Raw genomic sequence first — 26,185 nt, 5'->3', positions numbered from 1 at the left:
CCTCCATTAACGGGATCGATGCGCAATGGTTGCACCAGCAAGTGCGAGGAAGAATCGCGATGGCACTTTGTCGCAGGCAATACGTCTGCCGCCAGCGGCACCCACCCCATCAACCGCTTCAGCTCCGCCGTCTGACGAACGCACCGAGCATCTGCTGACGGTGGCCAAAACCACCTTCACGTTGAAGGGCTTCGCGGCGACCACCATGGACGACATCGCCGGTGCGGCCGGGATGTCGAAGAAAACGCTTTACAAGATGTTCGCCAGCAAGAGCGAGCTGTTCCGCGCGATGCTGTTACGCAGCCTGCCGCAGGTTCGTTTCGGTCACGTGGAAACCAAGGGCACGCCGATCGACCGGTTAAGGCTATCCCTGAAGCACATCGTCGATATCGCGCTGGCGCCCGACGAGATCGCGCTACATCGACTAATCATCAGCGAGCGCCTGTTGTCCCCGGATATCGCTGGCATCTTCGCCGAGGTCATCTTCGAACTAGGCGCCAAGGACGTGGTGGAGGCGCTGAAACAGGTGACGATCCGCCCCGAGCTCCGTGAGCAGCCCATCAAACAGGTGTCCGAAATGCTGCTCGGAATGGTGTTCGCCAATGATCATTTCAGGCTGATGGCCGATAACAGCTATCGCCTCAACCGGCGCATGCTCAACACGCGGATCGAGTTGGCGATCGCGATGTTCTGCAAGCCTGCCTGATCACGCATTCTATTTCTTAACCGGTTGATCACCATAATCGGCCAAGCTGCGCCATTGCGCGGCATACCGCCGCGCGCTTGGACCGGATACGGCATGTTCCAGATGTTCCTGCGGGCCCGTGCCCAGAACTATCTTCGCAGCCTTGTCGGCGAGCGTGAGTTCAGGGCGCGTTCGGCTGAACGCGATGCCGAAACTGATCGCGAGCGGCTGGATTACGTCCTTTCGGCCCTCGATAGCGCACTCAGCAATGCCGAAGCCGAGCAGGCCGGCCTCACCCGCCGCGTTGACGATGTGCTGGCGCGCGCGGCTGTAACCTTCGGCAATGGGGACGATGAGTATCTGACCCGAGAGAAGCTCGACAGCGATCACCTGGACCTGTTCGAAACCGAAATTTCAAACGGCCAGCGCCGGTTGCGCGACCTTGCTGTCAGCATCTCGCACTTCAAGTTCCTGAAGACCGCCATGCTGTCGCGGTTTCCGGATTACAAAGGGCCGGGGGCGCGGGCATCATCGTAACGGCAGACGCCTATTAGCTTCGGGCGGAATCCTTGGCATCGCTCCAACGCCGCTTGAAGCCCGCCGTATCCGGCGAACTGCCATCGCGATTGCGCCGCCGCTCACCGCTGAATGTCCGCATGTGATCGTTCACGAATGACATCAGTTCGTTGCGGAAACGCTCGGCCGAGAATTTCTCGGCCTGCATCCGGCAGTCAGCACGCGAAAATGAGCTTTCATTCGCCACGAAGGCACGGACGCATTCCGCAATCGCTTTCGGCTCGTTGGAATCGAAAAACATGCCGGTGCGCAATTCGGGAGAGGCCGAAACCGTCTCGCGCGCGCCGCCGCGGCCGAACGCCAGAACCGGCGCACCCTCGGATTCCGCTTCGACAACGATGATCCCGAAGTCCTCCTCGGCGGCAAAGACGAAGGCACGCGCGGTCGCCATTAATTCGCGCAGCTTCTCATCACTCACGAAACCGACAAATGTCACGTTCGGGCCAGCGATTGCCTTCAACCGCTCCGCATCCGGGCCGTCGCCTGCAACGATCAGCTTCTGATCCGGCAGTTCGGCAAAGGCCTGGATCACGGCTTCGATCTTCTTGTAGGGCACCAGACGGCTTGCCGCGAGGAAGTGGTCCCCGGTGGGCAGATCCGGCGGCAGCTTTGACATGGTCACCGGCGGATAGATGACCTTGGCGTCGCGGCCATAGACCTTCTTGATCCGCTTGGCGACGAAATTGGAGTTCGCCAGCATGGCGTCTGGCCCATGGGCCGTCCGCACGTCCCAGATCCGGATGCGGTGCAGCAGTGCCCGCGCCAACGCGCTCTTGATGCCAGCGGTGTACCCGCTTTCATTCAGATAAGCGTGCTGCAAGTCCCACGCATAACGCATCGGCGAATGCACATAGGATACATGAAGCTGGTTCGGGCCGGTGATCACACCCTTGGCTACCGCATAACTGCTGGAAATAACCAGGTCGTAGCCCGATAGATCGAACTGCTCGATCGCGATCGGCATGAGTGGCAAATATGACCGATGACGTTTGCGGATGAACGGCATCTTCTGCAGGAAGCTGGTGCGCGCCTTCTTGAAGCCGATCTTGGCGCGATCTTCCGGCGTCAGCACATCGAACAGCGTGAACACATCCGCTTCCGGATAGCACTGCAATATCTCGCGCAGCACCTGCTCGGCACCGCCCAGCGTGTAGAGCCAATCGTGGACGACAGCGACGCGCATAGGACCTCAACGGCGGAAACGACGAATGTGGGCTGACCTGAAAATAGACCAATGCGCCCCTTCTACAATCCACTCCTACAACTTGCGTTAATTCGATTGCGAACCGTCGGTAAAAATTGAATCAATTCAGATGTGTTCTGATAATCTCTGGGGAAGATGTTACCCGGTTCGCAGGGCGCGGTCGGTACCATGTCCATCCAAGGCAAAAGAGCGCGCATTCTGGCGCACCATCCGCGCCGTTCAGCATAACGAGAGTTTTTGCGCATGATGACGTTACGCCAGGTTGAAGTGATCCGCGCCGTCATGGTGACGGGCACCATTGGCGGCGCTGCCAAACTCCTGAATGTGTCCGCGCCCGGCATCAGCCGCCTGGTCAAATACACCGAGAAGTCGCTCGGCATCCGCTTCTTCCAGCGCCAGAACGGACGCTACTTCCCGACCCCTGAAGCGCAGAATATTTTCGAGCAGATCAACAGTGTTTACAAGAAAGTCGACGATCTCACCGAGATCATCTCGAAGATCGGCCACGGAACACTGTCGGAATTGCGCATCGGATCGGTTCCCAGTATCTCGCAGGTGATGGTGCCGCGTGCCATCGAGCAGGTGCGGCGGCGTTATCCCGGTCTGCGGATCGACATCAACATTCTCAAGCTTGAGGAGGCGATCGACTATCTGCTGCTCGGTCGCGGCGACTGCGTCGCCATGAGCTATCGGCTCGAACATCCCGGGCTCGACTTCATGCCGCTGGCGTCCGGCGAATTGTTCTGCATCGTGCCGGAGGGACACGAACTCGCAGGTCGCAAGCAGGTGTCAGCCAAGGAGATCATCCGGTATCCCCTCATCGGCATCGACCCCAACGACCCCTACGGTCGGATCATGGCCGAGATCTTCGCCCGCAATAAACTCAAATACGACATCACCATTCGAGCGAGATTTGGCACCACGGTCTGTGCCCTGGTGAAGGCAGGATTGGGCATCGCGGTCATCGACCAGTTCACGGTGGCCCATGGCGGCTATCCCGGCGTCGAGGTGATCCGCATCGTCGAGCCGACCCGGTTCGATACCTATGTCGCCGTGAAACGCGGCGCGCCGCTGTCACTGCATATCGAGCATTTCATCGACTGCCTGCGCACCGAGATGCGCGCAGTCGGCTCTCACAAAATTGCCGCTGCAAAGCCGGCCTCGCGCGTCCGTAAAAAATAACATCATGTTATGTTTGTTGTATAACAGGGTAATTGTGTTAGATCGCCGCCGCGCTATCTTCTGTCCTGTTTCTGATGATGATTGACAGTATTGGCCATCCGTTCATGACCTCTTCGACGCCCCATATCCCGGCGACGGGCCAACGTTTCCTCACCGGCCTGCTAGGCGCGCCGATCGCGCATTCAGCGTCACCGGCGATGCACGAGCGGGCCGCCGAGGCCATGGGCGCCCGCTGTCACTATCAGCTGATCGAAATCGCCGGCGCCGACCGCGGCGATTTGCGCGCCGTTCTGGACGGCGTCCGTCGTCTCGGTTTTGCCGGCATAAACGTGACCTTCCCCTATAAGGAAGCCGTGGTCGATCTGCTCGACGAGCTCTCGCCCGGGGCCAAGGCCATCGGCGCCGTTAACACGGTCGTGGTCCGCGACGGCAGGCTGACTGGCCACAACACCGACACCACGGGCTTTGCACGGGCCGCCAGGCAACTGGTCGCCAATTCCAACCACGGCCCGGTCGCGGTCATCGGCACCGGCGGCGTCGGCAAGGCCATCGCCTTTGCGCTGGCTGATCTCGGCGTTTCCGAGATCAGGATCTTCGATACGGACGCGGCCAAGGCCCGGCATCTCGTTTCCCTGCTCCACAACAAGCAAAGCATCCGCGTGGCGGACAGCGTCGATGACGCCGTTCGCGGCGCGGTCGGCATCGTCAACGGCACACCCATCGGCATGTTGCCCAACCGCGGCACGCCAGTGCCCGATGCGCTGCTGCATGCGGAAGCGTGGGTTGCGGATGCCGTGTATTCCCCGCTGTGGACGCCGCTGCTCAACGCGGCCAAGGCCAAAGGCGCGCCGGTCATGACCGGCCGCGATCTGGCGATCTACCAGGCCGCCGATGCCTTTGAGTTGTTTACAGGATTTGCGCCTTCACCGACTGAAATGGGAATTGCTTTCGACGCCGTCATGGTCAAAAGGTACCCGACACCAAACGCAGCCTGAATGAAGCGGCCGCTCATAAGGCCGCGCCCACAAACACAACAATAGCAACAGGAGGATTCTATGAAGCCAGTGTTTTTGGCGAGCGCCCTGCTCGCGACTGTATTGACCGGTGCTGCCATCGCGCAGTCCGGAGCCCCTATTAAACTCGCCAATGTCGCCGAATTGTCCGGCGGCGGCGCCACCGTCGGCACCAACTGGAAGAACGGCATCGATCTCGCGATCGAAGAAATCAATTCCAAGGGCGGTGTACTCGGCCGCAAGCTGGAAGTGACCCACGCAGACTCGCAATCGAACCCCGGTGTCGCCCGCGCACAGGTTCAGAAGGCACTGGACGCCGAGCCTTATGTGCTGCTCGGGCCCGGCTATTCCGGTTCGGTGAAGGTCACCGCGCCGCTCGCCGCCGAAGCCGGCATCGCACAGATCATGGGCGGCGAAGCCGCCGAACTGACCCAGGCCGGCAACAAGTTTCTGTTCCGCACCTCGTTCGGCCAGCAGTCGTCGATGCCCAAGGTCGCCAAATACATCAATGATGAATTGAAGGCGAAGTCGGTCGCCATCGTCTGGGTCAACAACGACTTCGGCAAAGGCGGGCGCGATTCCATCAGCAAGGAATTCGCCAAGTACAATATCAAAGTCGCGGCCGATCTCTCCACCGAAGCCGGCCAGGCCGACTTCGCGGCCGATGTCAGCAAGATCAAGTCGGCAGCGCCGGATGCAGTCTTCGTTTACGTCAACGAAGAAGAGAGCGCGCGCATACTGAAGGAGTTGAAACGCCAGGGCATCACTGTGCCGCTGGTCGGCGAAACCACACTGGTCGGACAGAAGGTCGTCGAACTCGCCGGCGACGCGGCCAATGGCGCGCGCGGCCATGTCGGCCTCACCACCGACGCGCCGGTCGAACTGATCAAGGCGTTCCGCGACAAGTTCGTGAAGAAGTACAACTACGTCCCAGACCATAACGGCCTCAAGGGCTGGCTCGCGATCTACATGATCAAGGCCACCACCGAGAAGATGGGCAAGGTCGATTCCAAGGGCTTCGCCGATGCCCTGCACGGCTTCACTATCACCGCCGCCAAGGAGCCGGGCATCCTGATGGACGCGACTTTCGACGCCAATGGCGACATCGATAGACAGGGTTTCCTCGTCGAGATCGTCGAGGGCAAGCAGGTCGTCAAGCAGGTGCTGCCAAAGCTCGGCAACTGAGGCCTCGCGTACTTAACCTCTCCCCACTTGCGGGGAGAGGTCGGAGCCGAGCGGAAGCGAGGCTTCGGGTGAGGGGGAGCGAGTGTTTCACTCGCAAGAGCCCCTCACCCCAGCCCTCTCCCCGCAGGCGGGGCGAGGGAGCGCGCGGCCGGTGCTTTAGCTGCCGGCCATTTGGAGAACCACATGTCCAACCTTCTCGATCTCCTCATCGCAGGTCTTGCCACCGGGGCGATCTACGCGATCGTCGCCGTCGGCTTCACGCTGCTGTGGCAGACCTCACAGACCATCAATTTCGCGCAGGGCGAATTCGTCATGCTGCCGGCCTTCCTGATGCTGGCGGTGATGCATGCCGGTGCGCCGTTCTGGCTGGCGATCCTGATTGGCATCGCGCTGTCGCTGCTGCTGCTGGGCCTCGGCTTCAAAATGTTGCTGGTCGATCCAATGCTGCGCCATGGCGTGCTGCCGCTGGCGATTGCGACCATGGCCCTGGCCATCGGCATCAAGGAAGCCGCCAAGCAATTCTGGAGTGCCGAAGCCTCGCCATTTCCATCGATCATCCCGGGCGGTGACGTCACGATTTTCGGCCGCGTCGTCGCCCTGCAGAGCATCGGCGTGCTGGTGCTGGCGATTCTCGCCGTGCTCGGCCTGACAACGCTGCTGAACCGCACCTCCATCGGTCACCAGATGCAGGCTGCCGCGCAAAACCCGACCGTCGCGCGCATCATCGGCGTGCCCGTTGAACGCATGATCCTGCTGACCTTCCTGATCAACGCGTTTCTGGTCGCGCTGGCTTCACTCCTCATCACTCCGATCTATCTCGCTAAATTCTCCAACGGCGAAGTGCTTGGCCAGGCCGCATTCATCGCCGCCATTGTCGGCGGCTTCAACCAGGTCCGCGGCGCCATTGCCGGAGGCCTGCTGATCGGCGTCGTCGACAATCTGTCAGCCGCCTATGTCTCCACCCAGTATCGCGCCGCCGTGCCATTGGTTCTGCTGATCGCGATCATTCTGTTTCGGCCACAGGGCATGCTCGGCCGGCCCGAGGAGCGCACCGTATGACCGCGGCGAAGACCCTCAAGATCGGCTTCGGCATCGTTGTCATTGCCGCGCTGATCATCGTCCCGATGAACTTCAACCGCTACGGTCTGTTCATCCTGAGCCAGTGGGCGGTGATGACCATCGCCGCCATGGGGCTTAACCTGACGCTGGGCTATGCAGGACAGGTCTCGCTGGCGCAGGGCGCCTTTGTCGGCATCGGCGCTTATACGGCTGCGATCATGACATCGAATGGTCTGCCGCTCATCGGAGCGCTCGGCGTTGCCATCGTGCTGTGCTTCGCCATCGGCTGGATTCTCGGTTACCCCGCGCTCCGCGTACAGCATCACTATCTGGCTTTTGTCACCCTCGCCTTTTCGACGCTCGCTTTTCTCGTGTTTCGGAACGAGGATTGGCTGACCAAAGGCATCTACGGCATCAGCAACATCCCGCGCCCCGAGATCTTCGGCTATCCGACGCGGCGACCACTGCCGTTCTATTATGTCTGTCTCGGTTCGCTCGGCATCGTCTCGCTCGCCGTCTGGTGGCTGATCCGCTCGCCCTGGGGCCGCGCTTTCATTGCGCTGCGCGAAAATCCCGTTCGTGCGCTCTCGCTCGGCATCGACACACGGCGCTATACGCTGATGGCCTTTGCAATTGGTTCCGCACTCGGCGGTGTCGCGGGCACGCTCTATGCGCCGCTGACCCAATATGTCGATCCCGTGCCGTTCCACCTGTCGCTGTCGCTCGATCTCTTGATGATGGTGATCGTCGGCGGCTCCGGTTTCTTCTTTGGGCCGTTCCTCGGCGCGATGATTGCCGTGTTGCTGCCTGAATGGCTGCGCTTCACGCAGGGCTACTATCTGATGCTCTATGCCATCGCGGTGATCCTGCTGCTAATCTACTCACCCACCGGCATTCTCGGCATTCTCGATCGTTACATCTCCGAACGCCGCACCAAGGCAGCCTCCGCATTGCGTGCGGTCGCCAAAGCGAAACTGGAAACGGCGCCATGACCGCGGTTCTCGAAGTCAGCAATATCCGTAAGAGCTTTGGCGGCATCACCGCCGTCAACGGCGTCTCGTTCGATGTGCAGGAAGGGGAAATCCTCGGCCTGATCGGCCCGAACGGCTGCGGCAAGTCCACTTTGTTCAACTGCATCCTCGGCCAGCTCACGCCAAGCGCCGGCGAAGTGAAGGTCGACGGCAAGGTGGTCACCGGCATGCGGCCGTCAGAGCTGAACGGCCTCGGTGTCAGCCGCACGTTTCAATTGCTGCAGGTATTCCCGAAGCTGTCAGTGCGCGAAAACCTGATCCTTGCCGGTCAGGAACACCAGGGTAACATGCTGTCGCGCCTGCTCGGCCCATCCGATGCCGGACTGACAGAGGCGGCCAACCAGATGATCGGCTTCTTCAAGCTCGACCATCTCGCCGATGAGCCCGCGGGCGGCCTCTCTTATGGCCAGCAGAAACTGCTCGATGCCGCGATGGCCTTCATGGGCGGACCGCGCCTCGTGCTGCTCGACGAGCCTGCCGGCGGCGTCAACCTGACCATGCTCGCGGATCTCAAGGATCGCCTCGCGGCGATCAACCGGGAGAAGCGCGCCACTTTCGTTGTCATCGAGCACAACATGGAATTCGTGATGTCGCTCTGCACACGCGTGATGGTGATGGCCGAAGGCAAGGTTCTTGCGGTGGGGCGACCGGACGAAATCCGCGCCAATCCTGCCGTGATCGAAGCCTATCTGGGACATTGAGGATAGTGCCATGAGCGATGCAATCCTGGACGTTCAGAACCTTGTCGGCGGCTACGGCAAGATGACGATCTTGAATGGCACCACCTTCTCGGTGCCGCCTGGGTCGATCACCACCGTCATCGGGCCAAACGGCGCCGGCAAGTCCACGGTGTTCAAGGCGATCTTCGGTCTGCTGAAGCTGCGCGAAGGCAAAGTCGTATTCAAGGGCAAGGACGTCACCGGTCTCGGCCAGCGCGCACTGCTGACGGCAGGCATCTGCTATGTCCCGCAGGGCCGCAATATCTTTCCGGAATTGACGGTCCGTCACAATATCGAGCTGGGTGCCGTCGCCGCCGGCCGCGACATCACCGATCTCCCGGCTCGTATCGAGGCCGCTCTCGATAAATTCCCCGTGCTGCGCACCAAGGCGAAGCAACAGGCCTCGACGCTATCCGGCGGCGAGCAGAAGCAGCTTGAAATCGCTCGCGGCCTGCTGCTCAATCCACAGCTGGTGCTGATCGATGAACCTTCCATTGGGCTGTCGCCGCTGATGGTGCTGCAGACCTTCAACATCCTGAAGGAGCTGCGTGACCGCGGTGTCTCGATCCTGATGATCGAGCAGAACGCACGCTCGGCACTGGAGATTTCCGATTTCGGCATCGTGCTCGAACTCGGCCAGACCCGCTTGATGGACAAGGCCGACCGTGTGCTCAACGATCCGCGCATCGGACAGTTGTTCCTCGGCGGCGCCATGACGGAGACCGCGGCATGAACAAGCTCTCGATCGCTACCGTCTCGCTATCAGGCGCACTGGATGAGAAACTCCGCGCTATCGCGGCTGCCGGCTTCGACGAGGTCGAGATCTTTGAAGCGGACCTTCTGTCCTTCAATGGAAGCCCAAGGGACGTCGGCCAGATGTGCCGCGGCCTCGGCCTGACCATCTGCGCCTTCCAGCCGTTCCGTGATTTCGAAGGCATGCCGGAGCCGCAGCGCAGCCGCAACTTCGCCCGCGCCGAGCGCAAATTCGATCTGATGCAGGAATTGCAGACCGATCTGATGCTGGTCTGCAGCAACATTTCCCCGGCCTCGCTCGGCGGTATCGACCGGGCAGCAGCGGATTTTCGTGAGCTTGGGGACCTCGCCGCGAAGCATGGCATGCGTGTCGGCTTCGAGGCGCTCGCATGGGGCGCCCATGTCAACGACTATCGCGATGCCTGGGAGATCGTGCGCCGCGCTACTCACCCGTCCATCGGGGTGATCCTCGACAGCTTCCATGCCCTGGCCCCGGCATTTCCCGTCAGTGCCATTGCATCGATCCCGGCCGACAAGATCTTTCTGGTGCAACTCGCCGACGCGCCGAAGCTGGGCCTCGATGTCTTGTCCTGGAGCCGGCATTTCCGCTGCTTCCCCGGTCAGGGCGACCTGCCTGTGGCTGAGTTCATGGAAGCGGTGCAAGCCACCGGCTATAGCGGCGCGTGGTCGCTCGAGATTTTCAACGACCAGTTCCGCGCAGGCTCTGCCGTTCGCACCGCCACTGACGGATTGCGCTCACTGATCCTGTTGCAGGATCAGCTGGCAAAGACACCCGCCGACGCCCTGCAGCCCAAGACATCCACCCGCGGCGTCGGCTTCATCGAATTCGCCGTCAACGAGACCAAGGCCGCGGACCTCGCAACGCTGCTCGGCCAGCTCGGCTTTCGCAAAACCGGCGCGCATCGCAGCAAGGACGTCGAACGCTGGTCCCAGGGCGCGATCGAACTCGTGATCAATTCAGAGCCGGACGGTTTCGCGCATTCGCATTACGTGACGCATGGCCCCGGCGTGTGCGCCATCGCACTGGACGTCGGCAATACCAAGCAAGCCATGGCGCGCGCTGAAGCGTTGCAGGCGCGGACATTCTATCAGCCAGTCGGACCGGGCGAACTGGAAATCCCGGCGATCCACGGCGTCGGCGGAAGTCTTCTCTATTTCCTGGAAGCCGCCGGCAAGAACTGGGACGTAGATTTCGAGCCGCTGCAGAGCAATGCCGGTACAGACCATCTCTCCGTCGTCGATCACATCTCGCAATCGATGCCCTATGACGAGATGCTGTCATGGCTGTTGTTCTACACCGGCATTCTCGACCTGCAGCGCCTGCCGCAGATGGAAATTCCGGACCCGGTCGGCCTCGTGCAAAGCCAGGCGCTGATATCAGCCAATCAGTCGCTGCGCATCATCCTGAACGGATCATCCGCAACGCGCACGCTGTCGAACCGCTTCATCTCGGAGTTCTTCGGTTCCGGCGTGCAACATATCGCGTTCTTGTGCGACAATATCTTTTCCGCTGTGGCCGATATGCGCAAACGCGGCGCCAAATTCCTGCGTATTCCCGACAATTATTACGATGACGTGGAAGCCAAATATGGGCTCGATGCCGAGCTGATGGCTGCGCTGCGCGACAACCAGATCCTGTATGATCGCGAAGGCGACGGCGAATTCTTCCAGATCTACACGCCGAGCTTCGATGAGCGCTTCTTCTTCGAGATTGTCGAGCGTCGCAACTATCAGGGATTTGGTGCGGCCAATGCTGGCATCCGGCTCGCCGCGCAAACGCGTGACGCGCGGCCTGTTTCGATGCCGCGCGCCTGACGAACTCGTTAAGACTTACTTCGGCCGAACGCTTTGATCGCCACCGGGACTGCCGGGCGGCGGAATCACCGGCGTATTGCTGCTATCCGAATTCGGCGCGCGTGCCCGCATCGCAGGATCGACATTGCTCGGCGGACACAGAACGCCATCTGATTTCGCGAGTTTATCGCCCAACGGCTCCGGGCTCTGGCCGGTCGTCGTACCGCTCGGAGCAATCGTCCCCTGTGGGGTCGTTTGTGTGGGTGCACAATCGACATTTGCGCGCTCGGCCGATGGCGGCGCGGTCTGTGCGGGAGGTGTGGCAGGCGTCGGCGGCGCCTGCGCAAAGGCGGCGCCGGAACCGGCGATGACTAGACCTGCGATGACGAGCGACTGTTTGATCTGCATCCAGAGCCAACCGCGGGCGCGAACGGAGGTTCCGGTCCCGCGCTCCACAGTCAGGATTTAATGTAGCGGATCAGCGAAAAATGCCCCATCGGCGGCATCGGCCGGCGCTCGGCCAGCGTGATCCCGCCATGGACCGTTGCCCAGTCCACCAGCCGCTTCCACGGAAATTCCGGTCGCCAGCCGAGACGGCGCGCCAGCGGCGCAAAGGCCAGTTCGAAAATCTTGCGCGGACCGCTTTCAGCGCCGATGTGATTGACGAGAATGAGCTCGCCGCCTGGTTTCAACACGCGGATGAAATCGTCCAGCGTCGCTTCCGGATCGGGTACGGCTGTGATGACATATTGTGCCACGACGGCATCGAAATGATTGTCGGGGAATGCGAGGTTCTTCGCGTCCATGACCGCCAGCGTTTCGACATTGGTGAGATTGTGGGTGCGGACGCGCTCATGCGCCTTGCGCAGCATCGGCTCGGAAATATCGACGCCGCAAATCTTCGTGGTGCGGGCGTAATCGACCAGCGACAGACCTGTGCCGACACCGACATCAAGGATGCGGCCGCCGATGCGATCGGCCTCGATGATGGTCGATTGCCGACCGCTATCGAACACCTTGCCAAAAACGAGATCGTAAATCGGCGCCCAGCGCCCGTAAGCCTTCGCGACCCCCGCGCGGTCGATATCGCCAGCCATGCCCCTACCCTGAACTCTTACACACGCATTGCTGCGACGGCAGGGACACTAGCATCGCGGGGGGAGGTGCTGACAGGGCTTTTCGCCGCAGCGCTCTTGATGAAGCCGCCGCCGAGCACGCGGGCCTGCCCGTCCGGCGCGTCGTAGAACACACAGGCCTGACCGGGCGACACGCCCTCTTCGCCGCCGACCAGTTCGATCTCGTAGCCGCCATTCACGGCGCGCAGCCAGGCCGGCTGTGGTCCACGGGTCGAGCGCACCTTGACGAACAGTTCGAGACCACTGCCCACGGCGCTATCGAGCGTCCCGCCGCCGATCCAGTTGACGTCGCGCAGCACAATGCGGTGCATCCGCAAGGCCTCGCGCGGGCCGACGACCACGCGCCGGGTGACGGCATCGAGCTTGATCACATAGAGCGGCGCGCTCGCTGCAATACCGAGGCCGCGGCGCTGGCCGATGGTGAAATGGATAATGCCATCGTGGCGGCCGATGACATGGCCATCCATATCGACGATCTCGCCCGGTTCGAGCGCATTCGGCTTCAAACGCTCGATCACGTCGGTGTAGCGGCCGGACGGCACGAAGCAGATGTCCTGGCTGTCCTGCTTGTCGGCGACCGACAGATCGAACTGCCGGGCCAATTCGCGGGTCTGCGGCTTGCTCATGTCACCGAGCGGAAAGCGGAGATAATCGAGCTGTTCCTGCGTGGTGGCGAACAGGAAATAGCTCTGGTCGCGATCGGCATCGGCAGCGCAGACCATGGCACGCGAGCCGTCAGCAAGGCGGCGTGAGGCCACGTAATGCCCGGTCGCCAGCGCCTGCGCGCCGAGATCGCGCGCGGTGGCCAGCAGATCGCGGAACTTGACGGAACGATTGCATTCGATGCACGGCACCGGCGTTTCGCCGGAGGCATAGCTCGCGGCGAAATTGTCGATGACGGACTCGCGGAACCGGCTTTCGTAATCCAGCACGTAATGCGGGATCCCGATCCGCTCGGCCACGTCGCGGGCATCATGGATGTCACGGCCGGCGCAGCAGGCGCCCTTGCGATGGGTGGCGGCGCCGTGATCGTAGAGTTGTAGCGTAATACCGACGACGTCGTAGCCCTGCGACTTCAACAGCGCAGCCGTCGCCGAGGAGTCGACGCCGCCGGACATGGCGACCACGACCCTGGTGTCCTGCGGACGGCCTTCGAGATCGAGACTGTTGAGCATGGTTTCGGTCACTGATGCGACCGCGCTGGCTGCAAACCGTCGCGATCAGGAAAACGGAGCCAAATCCCGGAACTTAAGGTCGGTCCGACAATGGGTTGGGATATGGGACTTTAATATAGGCCGCCTTGCGCTCAATCAATCACGGCGCCTCGCCGGAAACGGCAATTCTTGCCGCCGGGCAGAAAAGATAATGCTGCGACGGTCCCCACGGAGGTTCCACCCGAATTACAACATACTGATTTATATAGATATTTTTATAAAACGAGAGGTGGCCCGGTCCTTGCTGAAAGGAGGATAGAACTCTTCTGGAAAGGCCGCCCGTGGTTAGCGTCACGTCCGATATCGTCTCAAACGTCTCGTTTCAGAACGCACGATCGAATTCGTCCCGCGACGATCAGCGGTCGGACGCCGACAGCTTCAGCTCGCTGGTCGACAGCAACACCGTTGCCAGCGCCAATAGCGACCGCGCCGCGGCCGCCCAGCCTGATCTGCCAGCACCCGCACGGCGCGACGACACGCGCTCCTCGAGCAATGACCGCACGCGGCAGTCCGATGATCGCACCGACAACGCGGCCGCCAATGCACGTGACCGCGACACCCAGGCAGCCGATGCCGCGCAGGACTCCCGCAAGGCGAAGAAGAGCGATCCGAGCGACACGAAGGCCGATTCCAAGGCCGACGCGAAGACGGGCGACAAGACCGACACCAAGGACGCCTCGTCCAAGGATGCCGACAAGACCGCAACGACCGATGTCGATGCAACGGGCTCAACCGAGAAGCCCGTCGCGGTCGCCGCCGTCGCCGTTGCGATCCCCGTGCCCGTGGCCACGACCGATGTTGCGGTAGCTCCGGCAGCGCCCGAAACCACCGGCGTTGCACAGCCTCTCGCCATCGCTGCAGCCGTTTTGAAAGCCCAGACGGCAGTGACCGAAGCCGCAACGGTTGACGCCGAAGCGGCGCCTGCATCGACGGCCCCGGAAGCCGAAGCGAATTTCGCGGCACTTATCGCATCCGCGACACCCGCGGGCGGCAAAGCCGGCGCGAAGAAGACCAGCGCAGCCGATGCCGCAACGGCATCAACGGCTGAGGTCAAATCAGAAGACAAGACCAAGACCACCGAGACGACGTCCGCGCAGCCAGCCGACGCGGCCGCAACGTCGACCGTCGGCAAGGATGCCAAGCCGGGCGACAAACTCGTCGATGGCGTAGCAACTGACGCGACCACTGTTGCACCGGAAGCTGCAAAGCCTGCGGCTGGCGCTGCCCATGAGCGTCGCACCGAACACACCGCTCAGGCTGCAGTGCCGGATGTGACTGCGCCGACCACCAATAGCTTGCAGCAGCAGCCGTTGCAGACCGCACCGACGCCGATTGCAGCTGCGACCCCGCAACTGACCGCCACGATAGCGACCAATGCGCCAGTGCCTTTGAATGGCGTCGCTGTCGAGATCGCCCAGAACGCCAAATCGGGCAAGAGCAGCTTCGACATCCGGCTCGACCCTGCTGAGCTTGGCCGTATCGATGTCCGCCTCGAAGTCGACAAGCATGGCAATGTCACCTCGCACCTCACCGTCGAGAAGCCGGAAACCCTGACCATGTTGCGCCAGGATGCACCGCAACTGCAGCGCGCACTCGAACAGGCCGGCCTCAAGACTAACGACAGCGGACTACAATTCAGCCTGCGCGATCAGTCGCAAGGCCAGCAACAGAACAGTGGCGAGAATTCGGGCCGCAACGCCCAGCGCCTTGTGATCCACGAAGACGAGTCCGTGCCTGCGATCGCTGCGGGCCGCGGTTATGGCCGCATGCTGGGATCCAGCAGCGGCGTCGACATCAGTATTTGAGGAGCGAACCATGGCAGTTGACGCAACGACTCCACCCCCTGTCGTATCCGGTACCACACCGGTATCGAACTCGAGCAGCAGCTCCGGCTCGACGACGACCGGTATTGCCGATAATTTTCAGACGTTCCTGACACTGCTGACGACGCAACTGCAGAATCAGAACCCGCTCGATCCGCTTGATACCAACCAGTTTACGCAGCAGCTCGTGCAGTTCGCGGGCGTCGAACAGCAGCTCAAGTCGAACGATCAGCTGAAAGCCCTGGTCGATCTTGGCAAAGCTACGGAAGCGACGCAGGCACTTATCTATGTCGGCAACAACGTCGCCGTCGATGGCAGCACGGCGCAATTCAAGACGTCGGCGACATGGAATCTGCTCGCCGACAAAGACTCTACAGCCACCGTCAACATTACGAATTCAGCTGGTAACGTTGTCTACACCGGCAAGTATACGTTGAAGTCCGGCAACGGCACTTTCGTATGGGACGGTAAAGGCAATGATGGCGTTCAGTATCCCGAAGGGGCCTATACGCTGACGGCAACGGGCAAGGACGACAACGGTCGCGACGTCGCCATCTCTACGGAAGTCCAGGGCGTTGTCGATTCCGTCGATCTGTCAGCGAGCCCCGCCCTGCTCTCGATCAACGGCACCAACTATACCGTCGACAAGATCAAGCGTGTGGTGCGTCCGACGACGGCGCCAACGACTCCCTCGCCGCCAACCACACAGACAACCTGACGCTGCGCCGCATCATCTCCTCGGGACGATTATTTCGAACCAAATCCAGTTCTATTCGCATTGGAGTTGTAGGCTTAGGCAAATTTTAAGTCGCTGGGCGTAGATTGTTGAAGTGAGTTCAGTGGTTGAGAGTTTGTGAGTACGCCATGACAGAACCCCATCGCCCGAGGGTCAAATACGTCATCGGGCCTGACGGCAGTCCGTTAACAATTGCGGATCTGCCCGCGCCCGGAACCAAACGGTGGGTCATCCGCCGCAAAGCCGAAGTTGTCGCCGCCGTCCGCGGTGGCCTTCTGTCTCTTGAGGAAGCCTGCAGCCGCTATACGCTGACAGTCGACGAATTCCTCTCCTGGCAGTTCTCGATCGACCAGCACGGTCTGGCAGGACTGCGGACCACCCGCATCCAGCAGTATCGTCAGTAAACGAATCGTTAATATCTCCAATTCGATGAAAACCGGCTCCCTCATGGGAAGCCGGTTTTCGTCATTTGGCCATATTTTTGCCACCCGTTAACCGCCGTTAACCATATCGAAACCATACCCCGGCAAAATTTGCCCAGTCGGTCTTTGAGGCCGAATCTCAGGGGCTGGTTCGTGCAGAGTCTTCTAGGTTTCCTTAAGGGTCTCGGCGCGGCGCGCCTGATGGCGATGGTTGCGGTGACCGCCGCACTCATCGGCTTCTTTGCTTTCGTCATCATGCGGGTCACCACGCCGCAGATGACCACCCTGTTCACGGACCTGAGCGTCGAGGACTCCTCGGCGATCATCAAGGACCTGGAACGCCAGGCCATCCCCTATGAGCTGAAGAACGACGGTGCCGCCATCATGGTGCCGAAGGACAAGGTGACTCGCCTGCGCATGAAGCTGGCCGAAGGCGGCCTGCCCAAGGGTGGCGGCGTCGGCTACGAGATCTTCGACAAGTCGGACGCTCTCGGAACAACAAGCTTTGTCCAAAATATCAATCACTTACGCGCCCTCGAAGGTGAATTGGCGCGAACCATCCGGGCGATCGACCGGGTACAGTTCGCCCGCGTTCACCTCGTCCTGCCGGAACGCCCCCTGTTCTCCCGCGAAGCTCCCGAGCCTTCGGCCTCGATCGTCGTCCGCGTCCGCGGCGCCCTCGACCCGCAGCAGGTCCGGGCGATCCGCCATGTCGTCGCCTCGGCCGTCAACGGCCTGAAGCCGGCCCGGGTTTCGATCGTTGACGAAGCGGGACAACTGCTCGCCGACGGCGCCGCCGACGCGACCATGGAGGGCGCCACCGGCGACGAGCGCCGCGCCGGCTTCGAGAAGCGGATGCGCAGCCAGGTCGAAGCGATCGTTTCCTCGGTGGTGGGCGCAGGCCGGGCCCGGGTCCAGCTCACAGCCGACTTCGACTACAACAAGGTCACGCAGACCTCCGACAAATTCGACCCGGAAGGCCGGGTCTTGCGCTCCAGCCAGAGCCGCGAAGAATCCTCCGCCGTCGGCGAGCGGGATGGCCAAGTCACCGTCAACAACGAACTGCCAGGCAATCAGGCGGCCGGCAACACGGGGACGGCGAAGGATCAAAGCAAGAAGTCGGAAGAAACCAACAATTACGAAATCTCCCGCGTCACCAAGACCGAAGTTACCGAAGCAGGCCGTGTCAATCGCATCTCGGTCGCGGTACTGGTCGACGGTAGCTACAGCAAGAACGAGAAGGGCGAGCAGGTCTACGCCCAACGCCCCAAGGAAGAACTCGATCGCATCGCAGCGCTGGTCCGTTCGGCCATTGGCTTTGACCAGAAGCGCGGCGATCAGGTCGAGGTCGTCAACCTGAAATTCGCCGAGGGCCCAACTGTCGTTCCGACGCCGGAGCCGACCGGTCTGCTCGGCATGATGCAATTCACCAAGGATGACGTGATGCACGTCATCGAACTCGCGGTCATGATGCTGCTCGGTCTGGTCGTGATGTTCATGGTCATCCGCCCGCTGGTCCGCCGCGTCCTCGCCTCTGAGCCCGTGCCGGCGCTCCCTGCAGCCAACGCTCTCGTTCTTCCCGACGGTGTCGCCCTCAGCGCTGACGGACAGACCGTCATTCCCGCCAGCGGCCCCAACATGATCGACGTCGCCACCATCCAGGGTCAGGTCCACGCGCAATCCGTGCATCGCGTGGGCGAACTGGCCGATCGTAACCCCAACGAAACCGCAGCCATTGTTCGCGCATGGCTGCAGGAACCGGCGTGATCTGAATGGCATCCGTTCCGCAAACCACCGGCGATAACAGCAGCGACATCGCCAGCGTCGTAGCATCGCTCGCACAGCGCCAAGGTGGCCGTGCGCCAGCGAAGCCGCTGAGCGGCCCGAAGCGCGCAGCCATCCTGATGCTGGCGCTGGGTGAACAATATGGTGGGAAGGTCTGGGCGCAGCTCGACGACGACGAAGTGCGCGAACTTTCACTTCACATGTCGTCGCTCGGCACCATCGAGCCGGAGACTGTCGAAGATCTGCTGCTCGAATTCGTGTCACGGATGTCCGCCTCCGGCGCCCTGATGGGCACTTTCGATGCCACCGAGCGTCTGCTGACCCAGTATCTGCCGTCCGAGCGCGTCAGCGGTATCATGGAAGAAATTCGCGGCCCTGCAGGCCGCAACATGTGGGAAAAACTCTCGAACGTGCAGGAAGAGGTTCTCGCGAACTACCTGAAGAACGAATATCCGCAGACCGTCGCCGTGGTGCTGTCGAAGCTGAAGCCGGAGCATGCAGCGCGCGTGCTCGGCATCCTGCCCGAGGATCTCGCGCTCGACGTCATCAACCGCATGCTCAAGATGGAAGCGGTGCAGAAAGAAGTCATCGAGCGCGTCGAACAGACGCTGCGCGTCGAATTCATGTCGAACCTCTCGCAGACCCGTCGTCGCGACGCGCACGAAGTCATGGCGGAAATCTTCAATAACTTCGACCGCCAGACCGAAACGCGATTCATCACCTCACTGGAAGAAGACAATCGCGAGGCGGCCGAGCGCATCAAGGCACTGATGTTTACCTTCGACGACCTCATCAAGCTCGATGCCGGCTCGGCACAGACCCTGATGCGCAGCATCGACAAGGACAAGCTGGGTATCGCATTGAAGAGCGCCAACGAGGAGGTCCGCGCCTTCTTCATGGGCAACATGTCGTCCCGCGCCGCCAAGATGCTGACCGACGATATGGCCGCGCTCGGCCCGGTCCGTCTGCGCGACGTCGACGAGGCCCAGGCACTACTCGTCAATCTCGCCAAGGATCTCGCCGCCAAGGGCGAAATCGTGCTGACCAAGAACCGCGCCGACGACGAGCTGGTGTATTGATGGCCGCCCCCGCAAAATTTCTGTTCGATATGGACTTCGCAGCGCCCGACAAGACGCGGGCGCCCGCGATCACGCCGGCCGAGATCGCGGAGAAGGTCGCCAACGCCGAAGCCCAGGCCTATCGCGCCGGCTTCGATGCGGCCCAGCGCGAGGCGAAGGCCGAAAGCGACCGTCGCGCCGCATTGGCGCTGGAACAGATCGGCGTTGCGATCTCCTCGATCTCGTCGCGCTTCGGGGCCATCGAAGAAAAGATGGAAACCGAAGCTGTCGATGTCGCGGTGTCGGTGGCACGCAAACTCTGCAGTGAATTGATCGCCGTCGAACCGCTCACGGAAGTCATGGCCCTGGTCCACGACTGTTTCAAGAATCTGGTGTCGACACCGCATCTCGTGGTGCGCATCAACGATCAGCTCTACGACGAAGCACGCGAACGCATCGAGAAACAGGCCAAACAAAGCGGCTTCGCCGGTCGCCTCGTCATCCTCGCCGAGCCGGATATCGAGAACGGCGACTGCAAAATCGAATGGGCGGATGGCGGCGTCGTGCTGGAGCGCGCAACCATCGACGCCAAGATCAACGAACTCGTCGGACGCTACATGGCGTCGCGCAATCAGGCCTGACAGGGCTGTGAGGACTAGCATATGAGCGATCCCCAGGTTCCGCTTCCCGATCTCAATGCCACCGATCCCGGCGCGATGGGGGACGTGGGCTATGCTGACGAAGAACAGGTCACGCGTATTGCCGCCGATCTCGAAGCGGTCTTCGACGTTCCGGTTCAAGTATCGGCCGTGCTCGGCCGCTCCAAGATGGGTGTGGGCGAATTGCTGAAGCTCGGGCCCGGCACCGTGCTCGAACTCGACCGCCGCGTTGGCGAAGCGATCGACATCTACGTGAACAACCGCCTGGTGGCGCGCGGCGAAGTCGTCCTCGTCGAAGAAAAGCTCGGCGTCACCATGACTGAAATCATCAAGGCTGAACGCAGCTAATTCGAGACAAACGGCGCCTCAAGGGCGCGACCAGGATATAACAGGAGATCACCATGCGGCTTCTCATCGTTGGTACCCTCAAGGGCCAACTCACCACCGCCACCAAGATCGCCATGGATAACGGCGCCTCCGTGGTTCATGCCGAAGGCCACGATCAGGCGATGGGCGTGTTGCGCGGCGGCAAGGGCGCGGATCTCCTGCTGGTGGATGTCGCCCTCGACATCCGCGACCTCGTGATGCGGCTGGAAGCCGAACACATCCATGTACCGATCGTCGCCTGCGGCATCACCACCGATGCCCGCGCTGCGGTGGCGGCGATCCATGCCGGCGCCAAAGAATACATCCCGCTGCCGCCAGATCCGGAACTGATCGCCGCCGTTCTGGCCGCCGTCGCCAACGACTCCCGCGACCTGATCTATCGCGACGAGATGATGGGCAAGGTGGTCAAGCTGGCGCAGCAGATCGCCGGCTCCGATGCGTCGGTGATGATCACGGGCGAATCGGGCACCGGCAAGGAAGTGCTGGCGCGCTATGTCCATACCCGCTCCAACCGCGCCAAGAAGCCGTTCATCAGCATTAACTGCGCTGCAATCCCCGAGCATCTCCTGGAGTCCGAACTGTTCGGCCACGAGAAGGGTGCCTTCACTGGCGCGATCGCACGCCGCATCGGCAAGTTCGAGGAAGCCACCGGCGGCACGCTCTTGCTGGACGAAATCTCGGAAATGGACGTGCGGCTGCAGTCGAAGCTGCTGCGCGCCATTCAGGAGCGCGTCATCGACCGCGTCGGCGGCACCAAGCCGGTGCCGGTGGACATTCGCATCATCGCAACCTCGAACCGCAACCTGTCCGACGCCGTACGCGAAGGCACGTTCCGCGAAGATCTGCTGTTCCGCCTCAACGTCGTGAACCTGAAGATCCCGCCGCTGCGCGATCGCCCGGCCGACATTCTCGAACTGGCGCAACATTTCGCCAAGAAATATGCCGACGCCAATGGCGTTCCGGTGCGTCCGATCTCCGCCGAGGCGCGGCGCGTGCTCACCGCCAATCGCTGGCAGGGCAACGTCCGTGAACTCGAAAACACGATCCACCGTTCGGTGCTGATGGCCAACGGCGACGAGATCGGCGCGGATGCCATCCTGACCCCGGATGGCGATCGTCTCGATCTCGCCAAGACGCCGCCGGCCGTGGCGCATGCAACCATGGCGGCAGAAACCGTGACCCGCGCACTGGTCGGCCGTACCGTAGCCGATGTCGAGCGCGATCTGATCCTTGAAACGCTGAAGCACTGCCTCGGCAACCGCACCCATGCGGCCAACATTCTTGGCATCTCGATCCGCACGCTGCGCAACAAGCTCAACGAATATGCCGATGGCGGGTTGCCGATCACACCGGCGGGAGCAGGCGCCGGCGACTATCGTGCTGCCATGGGCGCGATGTAATTACGCGAAGAACGACAACGACGCGCCCTGCGAATAGCTCGGCGCGTCCTGCTTGCGAAAAATCTTGATCGGATCGCCCGGCGTCAACTCCTGCCGGGTGAACATCGCATAGGCGTAGAGCGCGAGATAACCGATCGAAATCGCGCCGATCACATAGACGATCCCAATGCCGATCCGCTTCATGCGACCGCACCCCGCCGCACGAGATGGCGAAGCCACAGCCAGATCATCGGGACGACCACCAGTTCGCCGATCAGGCTGATCAGCAATCCCACGGTCGGAAAGCCATGACTGAGCACCGCTAGCAAACGCGCAGCCGCACCAAACACGAGAATGAAGGTTACGATCGAAATCCGCTCAAAGCGTTTTTCGATCTGCGGGATCGCCGACCAGTAGATCAGCCCGACCGCCACCAGCACGCCTTTGATGAAGCGCACATAGCCTTCCATCGTCACGCCGAGCCTGACGCCTGAGAGGCTGGTGCCGAACAGCACGCCGGTCAGGCCGAACAGGATGGCCACGAGGCCGACAATCGCCAGTGCGATCTGAAGCAGTCTGCGTTCCAAAATGGGCTCCCTGGGCTCAAGCAGCCTAATAACTGCGTCATGGAACGACAATGAGCAACCGGCCACGTTGGCGCACACAACTTGGGGGTCTCCGGCTTGCGTCAGACGCCTGAATGGTTAGCTTTCCCCGCTGAGTCGCGGCAAAATGGCTGCGCACCGCTTTCCAGAGACGCAATGCCGACCTTTACCCCGCATCAGGATGCCGCGCTGAAAGCCGTCGACGACTGGCTGAAGGCGAAGCCAGGCCGCAACGGCACACCGCAGGTGTTCCGGCTGTTCGGCTTTGCCGGTACCGGCAAGACGACATTGGCGCGGCACGTCGCCGACAATGTGGACGGCGAGGTGAAATTCGCAGCCTTTACCGGTAAGGCGGCGCTGGTGATGCGCAACAAGGGCTGCGACGGCGCCTCCACGATTCACTCACTGATCTATCGCGCCCGTGAGAGCGGCGAGGAGCAGCCGAATTTCGAACTGTGGGACGACGCGCCAGCCTCCAAGGCCAAGCTGATCGTGATCGACGAATGTTCGATGGTCGACGCCGAGCTTGGCCGCGACCTGCTGTCATTCGATTGCCCTCTGCTGGTGCTGGGCGATCCCGCGCAGTTGCCGCCGATCCAGGGTGGCGGCTTCTTCACCGAGACCGAGCCCGACGTGATGCTGACCGAGGTGCATCGTCAGGCCGAACACGATCCGATCGTGCGCATGTCGATGGATGTCCGCGAGGGTCGGTCGCTGCAGCCCGGGCAATACGGCCTCAGCGAAATCGTGTCGCGCAAGGCGCTCGATCCGGACCGCGTGATGGCCGCCGATCAGGTGCTGGTCGGCCGCAACAACACGCGGCGCGCCTACAATATGCGTGTGCGACAGAAACTTGGCATCGAGGACCTGCTGCCGGTGGCCAATGACAAGCTGGTCTGCCTGCGCAACAACCGCAAGAAGGTGCTGTTCAACGGCGGTCTGTGGCGTGTGAAGGCGCGTGCTGCCTCGAAGTCGCAGATCATCACCATGCGGATTTCGCCGGATGAGGATTTCGGCGGCAAGGTCACCAAGGTCTCGGTGCGCGCGGACTGTTTCTCCGGCGGTGTTGAGACGCTGCCATGGGAACAGCGCAAGCCTTACGATGAATTCGACTACGGCTACGTGCTGACCGTGCACAAGAGCCAGGGTTCGCAATGGGATGATGTCGTTCTGTTCGACGAGAGCTTTGCATTTCAGGAGAGCCGCGCCCGCTGGCTCTACACCGGCATCACCCGCGCCGCGAAGCGCTTGAGCATCGTGGTTTAACGCGCGTATTTTGCAATCAATCGCATGCGCTGATCTGACGCGTCTCGCTCCTAGGCATCGTGGAACAAGATGCCCGCCCGAACGTTTCGGCCACTTACGCTTAATAAGGAGCTCGATATGCATCCCGCGAAAATCTTGACGATGGCTACGATGATCGGCGCAAGCGCGCTGGCGTTTTCGGCGCCGGCAATATCTGCGCCACTGCTTAGTCAGCCCGGCCTCGCCAGTGCCGTACCGTCGGCCACCGAGAACGTGCAGTATTATCGCCGCTACGGTTATGGCCCACGCTACGGCTACGGTCCTGGCTACTATCGCCGCGGACCCAGCGCTGGTGCCGTCGTCGGCGGCCTCGCAGCAGGCGCCATCATCGGCGGCGCGATTGCGGCTAGCCAGGCCAACGCGGCAGCCCAGCAGAACGCAGCCTATTGCGCGCAGCGCTATCGTTCCTACGATCCGGCGTCAGGCACTTATCTGAACAACGACGGCAATCGTTATCCCTGCCCATAGGCGGTTAGCGTCATAGTCAATCAAAAAGCCGCGGGACGCCTGTTCCGCGGCTTTTTCCTGCCATCCAGATCCTCACGAACTCGTGTGCGGCATCGCGTAACAACTGGCATCCTCTTCCGTATCTCGGATGTGCCGACCGGAAATGCCGATTGCGTACCATGGGCTCCGGTCTAGACTGCCGATATCCGGCCATCGATCATCAAGAGGACCTGCTATGCGCCGCTCCCTGTTCAGCCGCCTCTCTCTCTGCGCCGTTGTCGGCGCCTTGGCGATTTCGACCGCCCTCGTTTGCCCCACTTTTGCTGCCGAAGAGGCTGTCATCATTCCCGCACCAGCAACGGACATACCGGCTGCGACCGGCATTCAGACCGCGGTGATTGCGGGTGGGTGCTTCTGGGGCGTCCAGGGCGTGTTTCAGCACACGGCAGGCGTCGTCAACGCCGTGTCCGGCTATGCCGGCGGCTCGAAGAGCTCCGCCAATTACACAGCGGTGAGCACGGGCTCGACCGGACACGCCGAAGCGGTCGAAATCAAATACGACCCGCAAAAGATCAGCTACGGCAAGATCCTGCAGATCTATTTCTCGGTGGCACACGACCCGACCCAGCTGAATCGCCAGGGCCCGGATTCGGGTACGCAATATCGGTCGGAAATTTTCGCGACGACGCCGGAGCAGAAGAAAGTGGCGGAAGCCTATATCGCCCAGCTCAACGCTGCAAAGGTCTACAAGAAGCCGATCGTCACCAAGCTCGGAATGCTTGAAGCCTTCTATCCGGCGGAAGCTTATCATCAGGACTACCTGACGCTGCACCCGAACCAGCCCTATATTGCCTATAACGATATTCCGAAGGTCGAGAACCTGAAGAAGATCTTTGCCCAGAACTATATCGAAAAGCCGACGCTGGTGAGCGCGTCGAAGGTCACAAATTGACCTGAGCGCTCGCAGCCACGGCCAATCGGGAAGGAGAAAGAATGACTGATACCAAGACCACACCCGGCAAGGTCGAAAAGAGCGAAGCCGAATGGCGTCGCGAACTGACCCCGATGCAGTATGCCGTACTGCGCGAAAAGGCGACGGAGCGACCGTTCACCGGCGAGTACGAACATGACCATACGCCGGGCACCTTCGTCTGCGCCGGCTGCGGTCAGACGCTATTCGAGTCCGACGCCAAGTTCGATTCCGGCTGCGGCTGGCCGAGCTTCACGCAGCCCTCACGAGAAAGTCATATCGACGAAGAACGCGATGTGACACACGGCATGATCCGCACGGAAGTGCTGTGCTCCAAGTGCAATGGTCATCTCGGACATGTGTTCGATGACGGCCCCGGACCCACGGGATTGCGATACTGCATCAACTCTGCGGCCTTGAAACTTCAGCCTAAATAAATACGTATCCTGTATCGAACTGTTTCAGTGCCCCGTGCGACTCATCGAAGTCTCGCGGGGCATTTCTGTCCAATACTTGTCCGTAAGCGGCTTCGCCTATTGCCTGTTACGTGAACATGCCTCAGCGGCATGCACGTTTGCGAAGAAGAATAAGAAAGTACCAAGATGTCTACCCGTTCAAACCGTTTGTTGCTCGGCATTGCCCTTGCGGGTCTCATTCTCGAAAGCTTGGTGTCCCACCCCGCACTGGCGACCGACAAGGTGTCGCTGTTCAAGGTGATCACGGCCAAGGACGAGATCATCATCGGCATTAACGATGATCAGCTCTCCACTTTCGAAGCCAAGAACGCTGGCGGTGTCGCCAAGCATCTGGTCCAGAAGGGTACGCTGACGGCCTGGCAGTACGCCGTGCGCAAGGCCGAGGCCGGGGCGCTGGAGCAGGCGCCTTTGCGGCAGGTGGGGCTTATGTCGACTGAGGCACTGCGGGTCGAGCCCTATACCACCCCCCTGAAAATCGTGCCGCTGCCGGACGTGACCGGACAATAGGCAAATATTGCGCCGCGCGCGCCGCTGCCCATGCCTTAAGCGCGCGCTAAGCTC

General features: G+C 61.4%; 29 protein-coding genes. 23 read left to right on the top strand and 6 right to left on the bottom strand.

Translation table 11 applies throughout. From position 1 onward, the window contains the following. Positions 1–25 precede the first annotated feature (25 nt). Together AB7783_RS28845 and AB7783_RS28840 are read left to right on the top strand one after the other, a co-directional pair. Positions 26–706 carry a TetR/AcrR family transcriptional regulator gene (locus AB7783_RS28845; protein WP_441279521.1) on the top strand — a complete coding sequence of 227 codons (681 nt, stop codon included), beginning with the start codon at positions 26–28 and terminating at the stop codon, positions 704–706. A 93-nt stretch (positions 707–799) separates the two neighbouring features. Further along, the gene (locus AB7783_RS28840; protein ID WP_441279520.1) at positions 800–1,222 is read left to right on the top strand and encodes a hypothetical protein; all 423 of its coding nucleotides are present in this window, start codon (positions 800–802) and stop codon (positions 1,220–1,222) included. 13 nt (positions 1,223–1,235) lie between these two features. On the opposite strand, the gene AB7783_RS28835 is transcribed toward AB7783_RS28840, so the two are convergent. Continuing rightward, positions 1,236–2,444 (bottom strand): glycosyltransferase, encoded by a 1,209-nt coding sequence (locus AB7783_RS28835; RefSeq protein WP_441279519.1) that lies wholly within the window; start codon positions 2,442–2,444, stop codon positions 1,236–1,238. Between the two features lie 264 nt (positions 2,445–2,708). Here AB7783_RS28835 and AB7783_RS28830 point away from each other — a divergent pair, with 264 nt between their 5' ends. The 8 genes from AB7783_RS28830 (at position 2,709) to AB7783_RS28795 (ending at position 11,243) form a co-directional block, all read left to right on the top strand. Beyond that, on the top strand, positions 2,709–3,647 hold the full coding sequence (locus AB7783_RS28830; RefSeq protein WP_441279518.1) for a LysR family transcriptional regulator: 939 nt from the start codon (positions 2,709–2,711) through the stop codon (positions 3,645–3,647). A 104-nt stretch (positions 3,648–3,751) separates the two neighbouring features. After that, a complete protein-coding gene (locus AB7783_RS28825) occupies positions 3,752–4,642 on the top strand; it encodes a shikimate dehydrogenase (protein ID WP_441279517.1) in 891 nt (296 codons plus the stop codon). Between the two features lie 60 nt (positions 4,643–4,702). After that, positions 4,703–5,845, top strand: coding sequence for an ABC transporter substrate-binding protein (locus tag AB7783_RS28820; protein WP_441279516.1), 1,143 nt, complete (start codon positions 4,703–4,705; stop codon positions 5,843–5,845). 183 nt (positions 5,846–6,028) lie between these two features. Next, entirely contained in the window at positions 6,029–6,904 is an 876-nt protein-coding gene (locus AB7783_RS28815) for a branched-chain amino acid ABC transporter permease (RefSeq protein WP_093759434.1), read from the top strand. Beyond that, positions 6,901–7,896 (top strand): branched-chain amino acid ABC transporter permease, encoded by a 996-nt coding sequence (locus tag AB7783_RS28810; RefSeq protein WP_089262043.1) that lies wholly within the window; start codon positions 6,901–6,903, stop codon positions 7,894–7,896. The genes AB7783_RS28815 and AB7783_RS28810 overlap by 4 nt, the downstream gene beginning before the upstream one ends. Further along, positions 7,893–8,636 carry an ABC transporter ATP-binding protein gene (locus AB7783_RS28805; protein WP_089262045.1) on the top strand — a complete coding sequence of 248 codons (744 nt, stop codon included), beginning with the start codon at positions 7,893–7,895 and terminating at the stop codon, positions 8,634–8,636. Before AB7783_RS28810 ends, AB7783_RS28805 begins: the two co-directional genes overlap by 4 nt. Before the next feature lie 10 nt (positions 8,637–8,646). Further along, positions 8,647–9,387, top strand: a complete 741-nt coding sequence (locus AB7783_RS28800) for an ABC transporter ATP-binding protein (RefSeq protein WP_441279515.1) — start codon at positions 8,647–8,649, stop codon at positions 9,385–9,387. Beyond that, positions 9,384–11,243: a bifunctional sugar phosphate isomerase/epimerase/4-hydroxyphenylpyruvate dioxygenase family protein gene (locus AB7783_RS28795; protein ID WP_441279514.1), complete on the top strand. Its 1,860-nt coding sequence runs from the start codon at positions 9,384–9,386 to the stop codon at positions 11,241–11,243. The genes AB7783_RS28800 and AB7783_RS28795 overlap by 4 nt, the downstream gene beginning before the upstream one ends. A gap of 15 nt (positions 11,244–11,258) precedes the next feature. On the opposite strand, the gene AB7783_RS28790 is transcribed toward AB7783_RS28795, so the two are convergent. The 3 genes from AB7783_RS28790 to mnmA are packed head-to-tail and all read right to left on the bottom strand — an operon-like array spanning position 11,259 to position 13,533. After that, positions 11,259–11,630 (bottom strand): hypothetical protein, encoded by a 372-nt coding sequence (locus AB7783_RS28790; protein WP_441279513.1) that lies wholly within the window; start codon positions 11,628–11,630, stop codon positions 11,259–11,261. A 50-nt stretch (positions 11,631–11,680) separates the two neighbouring features. Further along, positions 11,681–12,319 carry a class I SAM-dependent methyltransferase gene (locus tag AB7783_RS28785; RefSeq protein ID WP_089262053.1) on the bottom strand — a complete coding sequence of 213 codons (639 nt, stop codon included), beginning with the start codon at positions 12,317–12,319 and terminating at the stop codon, positions 11,681–11,683. Between the two features lie 17 nt (positions 12,320–12,336). After that, positions 12,337–13,533: a tRNA 2-thiouridine(34) synthase MnmA gene (gene mnmA, locus AB7783_RS28780; RefSeq protein ID WP_439062706.1), complete on the bottom strand. Its 1,197-nt coding sequence runs from the start codon at positions 13,531–13,533 to the stop codon at positions 12,337–12,339. Between the two features lie 320 nt (positions 13,534–13,853). Between mnmA and AB7783_RS28775 the strand changes: the two genes are divergently transcribed. The 8 genes from AB7783_RS28775 (at position 13,854) to flbD (ending at position 21,842) form a co-directional block, all read left to right on the top strand. Beyond that, positions 13,854–15,377 carry a flagellar hook-length control protein FliK gene (locus tag AB7783_RS28775; protein ID WP_441279512.1) on the top strand — a complete coding sequence of 508 codons (1,524 nt, stop codon included), beginning with the start codon at positions 13,854–13,856 and terminating at the stop codon, positions 15,375–15,377. A 10-nt stretch (positions 15,378–15,387) separates the two neighbouring features. Continuing rightward, a complete protein-coding gene (locus AB7783_RS28770) occupies positions 15,388–16,113 on the top strand; it encodes a flagellar hook assembly protein FlgD (RefSeq protein ID WP_441279511.1) in 726 nt (241 codons plus the stop codon). Between the two features lie 146 nt (positions 16,114–16,259). Beyond that, positions 16,260–16,535 carry a CtrA inhibitor SciP gene (gene sciP / locus AB7783_RS28765; RefSeq protein ID WP_002714638.1) on the top strand — a complete coding sequence of 92 codons (276 nt, stop codon included), beginning with the start codon at positions 16,260–16,262 and terminating at the stop codon, positions 16,533–16,535. A 171-nt stretch (positions 16,536–16,706) separates the two neighbouring features. Further along, positions 16,707–18,320 carry a flagellar basal-body MS-ring/collar protein FliF gene (gene fliF, locus AB7783_RS28760; RefSeq protein ID WP_441279510.1) on the top strand — a complete coding sequence of 538 codons (1,614 nt, stop codon included), beginning with the start codon at positions 16,707–16,709 and terminating at the stop codon, positions 18,318–18,320. 5 nt (positions 18,321–18,325) lie between these two features. Next, complete coding sequence (gene fliG, locus AB7783_RS28755; RefSeq protein WP_089262059.1) at positions 18,326–19,417, top strand: flagellar motor switch protein FliG; 1,092 nt, start codon at positions 18,326–18,328, stop codon at positions 19,415–19,417. Next, positions 19,417–20,037 carry a FliH/SctL family protein gene (locus AB7783_RS28750; protein ID WP_093759440.1) on the top strand — a complete coding sequence of 207 codons (621 nt, stop codon included), beginning with the start codon at positions 19,417–19,419 and terminating at the stop codon, positions 20,035–20,037. The genes fliG and AB7783_RS28750 overlap by 1 nt, the downstream gene beginning before the upstream one ends. Positions 20,038–20,058: 21 nt before the next feature. Beyond that, positions 20,059–20,403, top strand: coding sequence for a flagellar motor switch protein FliN (fliN, locus tag AB7783_RS28745; RefSeq protein WP_089262063.1), 345 nt, complete (start codon positions 20,059–20,061; stop codon positions 20,401–20,403). A gap of 53 nt (positions 20,404–20,456) precedes the next feature. Continuing rightward, positions 20,457–21,842 (top strand): sigma-54-dependent transcriptional regulator FlbD, encoded by a 1,386-nt coding sequence (gene flbD / locus AB7783_RS28740; RefSeq protein WP_068733445.1) that lies wholly within the window; start codon positions 20,457–20,459, stop codon positions 21,840–21,842. Here flbD and AB7783_RS28735 read toward each other — a convergent pair whose 3' ends face one another. Both AB7783_RS28735 and AB7783_RS28730 read right to left on the bottom strand, forming a co-directional pair. Then, a complete protein-coding gene (locus tag AB7783_RS28735) occupies positions 21,843–22,025 on the bottom strand; it encodes a hypothetical protein (protein WP_093759441.1) in 183 nt (60 codons plus the stop codon). It lies immediately after the preceding gene. After that, entirely contained in the window at positions 22,022–22,408 is a 387-nt protein-coding gene (locus tag AB7783_RS28730; protein ID WP_158596755.1) for a DUF4345 domain-containing protein, read from the bottom strand. The genes AB7783_RS28735 and AB7783_RS28730 overlap by 4 nt, the downstream gene beginning before the upstream one ends. A gap of 174 nt (positions 22,409–22,582) precedes the next feature. Here AB7783_RS28730 and AB7783_RS28725 point away from each other — a divergent pair, with 174 nt between their 5' ends. From AB7783_RS28725 to AB7783_RS28705, 5 genes are all read left to right on the top strand, one after another. Continuing rightward, positions 22,583–23,692 (top strand): ATP-dependent DNA helicase, encoded by a 1,110-nt coding sequence (locus tag AB7783_RS28725; RefSeq protein WP_093759443.1) that lies wholly within the window; start codon positions 22,583–22,585, stop codon positions 23,690–23,692. A 117-nt stretch (positions 23,693–23,809) separates the two neighbouring features. Then, the gene (locus AB7783_RS28720) at positions 23,810–24,199 is read left to right on the top strand and encodes a BA14K family protein (RefSeq protein WP_441279509.1); all 390 of its coding nucleotides are present in this window, start codon (positions 23,810–23,812) and stop codon (positions 24,197–24,199) included. A gap of 214 nt (positions 24,200–24,413) precedes the next feature. After that, positions 24,414–25,130: a peptide-methionine (S)-S-oxide reductase MsrA gene (gene msrA, locus AB7783_RS28715; protein WP_441279508.1), complete on the top strand. Its 717-nt coding sequence runs from the start codon at positions 24,414–24,416 to the stop codon at positions 25,128–25,130. A 41-nt stretch (positions 25,131–25,171) separates the two neighbouring features. Continuing rightward, positions 25,172–25,585, top strand: a complete 414-nt coding sequence (gene msrB, locus AB7783_RS28710; protein ID WP_120288504.1) for a peptide-methionine (R)-S-oxide reductase MsrB — start codon at positions 25,172–25,174, stop codon at positions 25,583–25,585. Between the two features lie 165 nt (positions 25,586–25,750). Next, positions 25,751–26,131 (top strand): hypothetical protein, encoded by a 381-nt coding sequence (locus AB7783_RS28705; RefSeq protein ID WP_139285870.1) that lies wholly within the window; start codon positions 25,751–25,753, stop codon positions 26,129–26,131. Positions 26,132–26,185: the final 54 nt, after the last annotated feature.

This window comes from Tardiphaga sp. 172_B4_N1_3 (genome assembly GCF_052076035.1).
Lineage (GTDB): Bacteria > Pseudomonadota > Alphaproteobacteria > Rhizobiales > Xanthobacteraceae > Tardiphaga > Tardiphaga robiniae.
The sequence above is the reverse complement of the archived record's forward strand: the minus strand, read 5'-3'. Positions and strand labels throughout refer to the sequence as shown.

What these genes read in the sequence shown, in the direction of transcription:
- AB7783_RS28845 (WP_441279521.1), top strand. Translation starts at nt 26, where the DNA reads ATGGTTGCACCAGCAAGTGCGAGGAAGAATCGCGATGGCACTTTGTCG.
- AB7783_RS28840 (WP_441279520.1), top strand. Translation starts at nt 800, where the DNA reads ATGTTCCAGATGTTCCTGCGGGCCCGTGCCCAGAACTATCTTCGCAGC.
- AB7783_RS28835 (WP_441279519.1), bottom strand. Translation starts at nt 2,444, where the DNA reads ATGCGCGTCGCTGTCGTCCACGATTGGCTCTACACGCTGGGCGGTGCC.
- AB7783_RS28830 (WP_441279518.1), top strand. Translation starts at nt 2,709, where the DNA reads ATGATGACGTTACGCCAGGTTGAAGTGATCCGCGCCGTCATGGTGACG.
- AB7783_RS28825 (WP_441279517.1), top strand. Translation starts at nt 3,752, where the DNA reads ATGACCTCTTCGACGCCCCATATCCCGGCGACGGGCCAACGTTTCCTC.
- AB7783_RS28820 (WP_441279516.1), top strand. Translation starts at nt 4,703, where the DNA reads ATGAAGCCAGTGTTTTTGGCGAGCGCCCTGCTCGCGACTGTATTGACC.
- AB7783_RS28815 (WP_093759434.1), top strand. Translation starts at nt 6,029, where the DNA reads ATGTCCAACCTTCTCGATCTCCTCATCGCAGGTCTTGCCACCGGGGCG.
- AB7783_RS28810 (WP_089262043.1), top strand. Translation starts at nt 6,901, where the DNA reads ATGACCGCGGCGAAGACCCTCAAGATCGGCTTCGGCATCGTTGTCATT.
- AB7783_RS28805 (WP_089262045.1), top strand. Translation starts at nt 7,893, where the DNA reads ATGACCGCGGTTCTCGAAGTCAGCAATATCCGTAAGAGCTTTGGCGGC.
- AB7783_RS28800 (WP_441279515.1), top strand. Translation starts at nt 8,647, where the DNA reads ATGAGCGATGCAATCCTGGACGTTCAGAACCTTGTCGGCGGCTACGGC.
- AB7783_RS28795 (WP_441279514.1), top strand. Translation starts at nt 9,384, where the DNA reads ATGAACAAGCTCTCGATCGCTACCGTCTCGCTATCAGGCGCACTGGAT.
- AB7783_RS28790 (WP_441279513.1), bottom strand. Translation starts at nt 11,630, where the DNA reads ATGCAGATCAAACAGTCGCTCGTCATCGCAGGTCTAGTCATCGCCGGT.
- AB7783_RS28785 (WP_089262053.1), bottom strand. Translation starts at nt 12,319, where the DNA reads ATGGCTGGCGATATCGACCGCGCGGGGGTCGCGAAGGCTTACGGGCGC.
- mnmA (WP_439062706.1), bottom strand. Translation starts at nt 13,533, where the DNA reads ATGCTCAACAGTCTCGATCTCGAAGGCCGTCCGCAGGACACCAGGGTC.
- AB7783_RS28770 (WP_441279511.1), top strand. Translation starts at nt 15,388, where the DNA reads ATGGCAGTTGACGCAACGACTCCACCCCCTGTCGTATCCGGTACCACA.
- sciP (WP_002714638.1), top strand. Translation starts at nt 16,260, where the DNA reads ATGACAGAACCCCATCGCCCGAGGGTCAAATACGTCATCGGGCCTGAC.
- fliG (WP_089262059.1), top strand. Translation starts at nt 18,326, where the DNA reads ATGGCATCCGTTCCGCAAACCACCGGCGATAACAGCAGCGACATCGCC.
- AB7783_RS28750 (WP_093759440.1), top strand. Translation starts at nt 19,417, where the DNA reads ATGGCCGCCCCCGCAAAATTTCTGTTCGATATGGACTTCGCAGCGCCC.
- fliN (WP_089262063.1), top strand. Translation starts at nt 20,059, where the DNA reads ATGAGCGATCCCCAGGTTCCGCTTCCCGATCTCAATGCCACCGATCCC.
- flbD (WP_068733445.1), top strand. Translation starts at nt 20,457, where the DNA reads ATGCGGCTTCTCATCGTTGGTACCCTCAAGGGCCAACTCACCACCGCC.
- AB7783_RS28735 (WP_093759441.1), bottom strand. Translation starts at nt 22,025, where the DNA reads ATGAAGCGGATCGGCATTGGGATCGTCTATGTGATCGGCGCGATTTCG.
- AB7783_RS28725 (WP_093759443.1), top strand. Translation starts at nt 22,583, where the DNA reads ATGCCGACCTTTACCCCGCATCAGGATGCCGCGCTGAAAGCCGTCGAC.
- AB7783_RS28720 (WP_441279509.1), top strand. Translation starts at nt 23,810, where the DNA reads ATGCATCCCGCGAAAATCTTGACGATGGCTACGATGATCGGCGCAAGC.
- msrA (WP_441279508.1), top strand. Translation starts at nt 24,414, where the DNA reads ATGCGCCGCTCCCTGTTCAGCCGCCTCTCTCTCTGCGCCGTTGTCGGC.
- msrB (WP_120288504.1), top strand. Translation starts at nt 25,172, where the DNA reads ATGACTGATACCAAGACCACACCCGGCAAGGTCGAAAAGAGCGAAGCC.
- AB7783_RS28705 (WP_139285870.1), top strand. Translation starts at nt 25,751, where the DNA reads ATGTCTACCCGTTCAAACCGTTTGTTGCTCGGCATTGCCCTTGCGGGT.